Source organism: Pseudobutyrivibrio sp. (genome assembly GCF_017471675.1).
Taxonomy (GTDB): Bacteria; Bacillota; Clostridia; order Lachnospirales; family Lachnospiraceae; genus Pseudobutyrivibrio.
The window spans coordinates 1-5,323 of record NZ_JAFUSK010000074.1; the positions used below are offsets into that span (position 1 = coordinate 1).

Genomic DNA, 5,323 nt, shown 5'->3' on the forward strand with positions numbered 1-5,323 from the left:
CAAAAGAAATAATTGAAAAACTTTTGCCATGGTCAAAAGAAATCCCAGACGAAATAAAAGCTCCTTCAAACTGCTAATTTAAGCGGTTCGAGGGAGCTTTTTAATATCCTAACACCGTAAGCTGTAACTACGCTTACATTATTAGTATACCCAACACTATTGTTATAAAACGGACAGCTCAAGGCCTTGATTTTACTGGATTTTTGCACAATAAAAGCAGCCGAAGCTGCTTTTTATTTCCATGCTATTCTCCAAATAAATCTTCTAACGTAATTATTTCTGATATATATTCAGTATAGGCCTTTCCCTTTACTCCATGAGCGGATATCATAACAATTTTTAAAGCTTGTTTTGTTTTTGTCACATTCTTAAACACGTCTCTTTTATGCAATAGTTTTTCTTCATAACTTTTATCCATTGTGAAGGCGGCATCTGTATATTTAATTTCACATATGTCTGTTATATTGTCCGCTCTCTCTATGACTAAGTCTATTTGAGCGCTATCTTCACTTCCAAGATTATTCCAAGTGTAGCAATTTGTCTTTACACCTGATATACCAAGCGCTCGTTTTATGTTATCTACATGCTGAATGCACAATGTTTCAAAGGCGCAGCCACGCCAGTTGTTATATTTACCTTCATTTTCAACTAGTTCTTCGTAACTATGAAGCCTTGTCTTTAAGGACAAAAAATGATAGTGAAATATCAAGAATGGATCTACCAATTGTAAATATAGAGGATTATTCTTCTCGTAATTTTTTTTGTATTCTATGATATATCCGCACTCCTTAAGGTTCTCAATGGCTCTTGCGTAGGTTCCGTCAGCCGCCTTCAGCTTCTCCTGTAAATCGCATTTTCTTACACCATATTTGTAAGTAGATAATTCTTGTAGAATTTCATTATATATTGGTGATTTACTAAGAGTTGCCTCTAGTAATCTATTTGTTTCATCTTTTAATAACGCGTTCTCACCTAAAAGTAATCTGTTAACATTTTGTCTAAAGCTTTGTGATTCATTCATTAAATCAAAAAAGTATGGTAGCCCGCCAAATACCATCTGACATTCTGCTATTTGTTCCTTCGACCAGTCAAATTCTCGATCCTTAAAGAACAGCTCGGTCTCATGTAAAGTGAATGGTTTTATAAATATTTTTTCCGTTAATCTATGGTACATGCTACCTGTATTATTTATTATATTTTTTATAATCCATGATGTGGCTGAACCACATATTATAAATACCAAATCACCATATTGAGTCCCGCGTCTATTCCAAAATTCTTCAAACGCTGAAAGAAATTCAGAGCGTGGAGTTGCAAACCAAGGAAATTCATCAAAGAAAACTATTTTTTTTCCATATGGAGAGAGTTTTACATCATCGCTATTCAATATATTTTCTAAGCGAGCAAATGCTTCATACCAATCTTTGGGTATAGTCTTGGTTTTATCCCCTGCAGCAAGCAAGCGCTGATAAAAAGCTTTTAACAAACTTTTACTATTACTATTTTCAATAGCTGTTGCCCTAAAAGCAAAATAATCCCCAAAAGTTTGCTCGATTAAGTATGTTTTCCCAACTCGTCTTCTACCATATACGCAAACCAACTCTGATTTTTTTGATTTATCACAGCGCTCTAATTCTTTTCGTTCTTGTTTTCTGCTTATTATTTTCATCTTTCCACCATACACAAATATCTATTAGAATCAATATGATTATATCATTTTCTCCAAATAATAGCAATTTTTCCATTTAAATTGGAGAAATTTATCTCTAACAAGCTATTTTCTCCAATTAAGCATGTAAATTTGCGTATAAAGCTCATTATTCATAATTATCAATCAATGCAACTGCAACATCATTTACATTGGTGCCTGTTGCTCCTGTTATAATAAGACCGTTTGCAGCCTTAAGAGCATTATAAGCATCATTATTCATAAGTACATCATGGATATTAATGCCTTTATCACATAACTCTAAATAAGTTTCATTATCTACGTATCCGCCTGCAGCATCAGTTGGTCCATCAGTTCCATCACTTCCAATTGATGCGACAGCAATTGGCTTATTGCCACTAATTACGGTAGCTGCACTTAAAGCAAGCTCTTGATTTCTACCGCCTTTACCTTGTCCGGTTAGATGAACCACAGTTTCACCGCCTGCAATAAGTGCCAGCTTTTCATTATCTTTTGATTTAGTCTTTGCAATACTAGCCAAGAAACTGCCTGCTTCTCTAGCCTCGCAACAGAGCTCGTCTGTTAATATTATTGGCTTATATCCTAACTTTCCACAATTGTTTGCTGCAGCTTTACACAATTCTCTAACGGAACCTGTTATATGTGTTTCAACATTATTCAGCTCTTTTGGTGTCTCCTTCCCAATTAGTTCTTCTGCTTGCTTCGAAAGTTTAATGTTATATTTACGAACAATATCCTTTGCTTCTTCACAAGTAGAATAATCGGGATAAGCTGGTCCACTTGCAATCATATCCAATGGATCTCCAACAATATCGCTTAAAACTATGCTGAAAACCTTTGCAGGGGCACAAGCTAGTGCAAATCTACCACCCTTTACTTGACTTAGCCTCTTTCTAATTGTATTAATTTCTACAATATCTGCACCACTAGCAAGCAACTGTTTAGTGATATCCTGCAATTCCTCTCCAGAGATTAAAGGTACTTCAAAGAGAGCACTACCTCCTCCAGATAATAGGAACACAACAGTATCATTTGACGATAAATTAGATACCATATTCAATGCTTTTTTTGTAGCATTAAAACTGTTTTCATCAGGAACAGGATGTCCTGCTTCATAGCATTCTATCCCTTCAATCTTATCTTTTACATGGTCATACTTCGTAATTACGATACCGCCATCAAGTTTCTTTAAAACGCCTTTTGCAGCATAAGCCATTTGCCAAGCCGCCTTGCCAGCGGCAACTAGAATCACTTTGCCATCTCCATACGAAAAATTCTTAAGTGCTCTAGTTACCGCCTCGTCAGGCAACACTGCTTTTATCGAGTTTTCTACAATGTAATCAATATCTTTCTTTAATTTCTGATTCATTACTTTTCCTCATCCATTATATGTCGTATATGCAATAACCTGCTCAATAAACTTTTCCGCCAATAATTTGCTTATCATGTTGAATACCCCCGTAATTCTTTTAATCTACTCATTTTTACCCCTCTTACATCACATCTTTTAATATACCAAAGGTCTCCCTGACCATATTGTTTGGAAGGTATTGATATTCTGTGAAAGCAGCAATTCCTGTTACATCAGCATCAGTGTAACGCTTTGCAATCATTACCCCTCTGAATACGTGGAAATTATTGGTTACAATTCCAATTTTCATATCAGCTGTTACTTCTACAAGATTCAAAGCATTACTGATATTTTGGTCTGTATCAAGGGATTCGCTTTCAACTATAATTCTATCTTCTGCTATACCCTGTTCTAGAAGATATGTCTTGCCCCCTTCTCCTTCCGATACAGACTCATTAGCTCCCTGACCACCAGTTACAATAACCTTAGTATCTGGATTATCATTTAGATATTCAATTGCTGAATCCAGTCTAGCCTTATAAACAACGCTTGGCCCCCAATCTCTCATTTGGGCACCCAGGACTATTATGTAATCTGCTCCCGGTTCTCCTTTTGAAAAGAACTGCGTTAATATACATCCTTGGCATATGATAAAGATGGCAAGTTCCAAAGCAACTAGTGCTCTAAATACATATCTAACTGCTTTTGGTACTTTAGACCACAGACTTTTCTTTTCCATGATATATAAGAATCCAAAGAATATTGCTGCAAATATCCATATGATAAATGAAAAAGTTCCGCTTCCTACCATATATACAACAACTGAGTACAATAATGAAAGAATAGCTAGCATTGCATATACAAGTCTTAGTTTACGCATTACTTATCCCCCTACTAAATCTAAAATCGGAGTGACGCGATTCGAACGCGCGACTTCTACATCCCGAATGTAGCGCTCTACCATCTGAGCCACACCCCGAAGAGATAGCCTCTACGTGCTATCCTTTTACTAATAACCTGCCATTCACTCATCGAATCTCCCTGCATTCATTAATTATAAATATTTGACATAAGAATTGAAACAGTTCTTTAAAGTAAAAATGACCCATCAATTAATAAGTTGTAAAGGAATCATTGTGTTTATCAATATATGCCCCTGATTTAAATATTTTTTATATTAATACCTTCCATAACGCTCTCTACCGAGATTACGCTGAAAGGTATTAACAAACAACAGAATAAAATAAACCTAACTTCTCGCAGGCCTTGTAAATTCCATCTTTATCAACGTCGGAAGTCACATAGTCTGCAAGTTTCTTCAATTCAGGAATAGCATTTCCCATGGCAACCTTTGTCCAATCATCTGTAAACATTGAAATATCATTGCCAGAATCACCAAAAACAACAGCATCAGTATAATCAGCATGAAAATAATCCATAACCTTTTTTATGCCTACAGACTTGTAGCTTGGCTCAATAAACAAATAACGTTCATGAAATCTGCAACAAGGAAGATTATCCAGTGCTTTGAGATTTTTCTCCTCTTCTGCTCTGCAGGCTACATATGCTTTATATATATGTTCATAATCTTCAGGATTCAATCCCCTTACTATCTTTTGTTTCATATATTTGTCCTTTGCGATTTCATTAAATCGCTCATCAGGAACATATCTTACAGCCGAATTTTCAGGCTGAATTCCCCATGGATAACCTTTCTCCTGACATTCTCTTATTAAAGCAACCACGTTTTCTTTTGGAAGTGGCTTGATTCCTAATAGAGTTTTGTTAATTGTAATACCATAACCACCATCACTTACCATATTTTCAAAACCTAACTCATTCATTATATCAACTGCAAGAGCCTGCGCTCTGCCTGTTGCAATACATAAAAAATGACCAGCCTTCTTAAGCTTTTGCAACGCTACAACAGTTGAGTCTGGAATATAGAAATTTTCGTATCCTCCTGCTGCCAGCGTACCATCAATATCAAAAAACAAATACTTTTTCTTATACATTGCTATCTCCTGACATTATTTTATATTTCCAAGTGCAAAAAGATAATAGCACATGTATTAACATAGTTTAATGTTCGTTGCTGTTTTTTTTCAGAATTTATGTGATATAATTATGTTTAATTAAAAATTATATCCTATGAAGGAGTTTTCTATGAAACAGATAAATGAAAATAATGGAATAAGCCGCCGTGAATCTATCTACGAATTATTAAAAGAACATACCACCGTAAATGTAAAGGATTTATCAAAAAAATTTGGTGTGTCTGA

5 protein-coding genes and 1 tRNA gene are annotated in these 5,323 nt (G+C 35.2%); 1 reads left to right on the forward strand and 5 read right to left on the reverse strand.

Translation table 11 applies throughout. The features are described 5' to 3' along the window. Positions 1 to 244: 244 nt before the first annotated feature. From IJ535_RS11875 to IJ535_RS11895, 5 genes are all read right to left on the reverse strand, one after another. Positions 245 to 1,669 (reverse strand): AAA family ATPase, encoded by a 1,425-nt coding sequence (locus tag IJ535_RS11875; protein WP_294303120.1) that lies wholly within the window; start codon positions 1,667 to 1,669, stop codon positions 245 to 247. 148 nt (positions 1,670 to 1,817) lie between these two features. Further along, positions 1,818 to 3,059 (reverse strand): glycerate kinase type-2 family protein, encoded by a 1,242-nt coding sequence (locus IJ535_RS11880; protein WP_294303123.1) that lies wholly within the window; start codon positions 3,057 to 3,059, stop codon positions 1,818 to 1,820. Positions 3,060 to 3,183: 124 nt separating this feature from the next. Continuing rightward, positions 3,184 to 3,921, reverse strand: coding sequence for a YdcF family protein (locus IJ535_RS11885; RefSeq protein WP_294303126.1), 738 nt, complete (start codon positions 3,919 to 3,921; stop codon positions 3,184 to 3,186). A gap of 26 nt (positions 3,922 to 3,947) precedes the next feature. Then, a tRNA-Pro gene (locus IJ535_RS11890) sits at positions 3,948 to 4,020 on the reverse strand. Between the two features lie 244 nt (positions 4,021 to 4,264). Then, positions 4,265 to 5,056: an HAD-IIB family hydrolase gene (locus IJ535_RS11895; protein WP_294303129.1), complete on the reverse strand. Its 792-nt coding sequence runs from the start codon at positions 5,054 to 5,056 to the stop codon at positions 4,265 to 4,267. A gap of 151 nt (positions 5,057 to 5,207) precedes the next feature. Here IJ535_RS11895 and IJ535_RS14225 point away from each other — a divergent pair. Further along, positions 5,208 to 5,323 (forward strand): DeoR family transcriptional regulator (locus IJ535_RS14225; protein WP_442961400.1); only part of this gene is annotated, 116 nt, incomplete at its 3' end.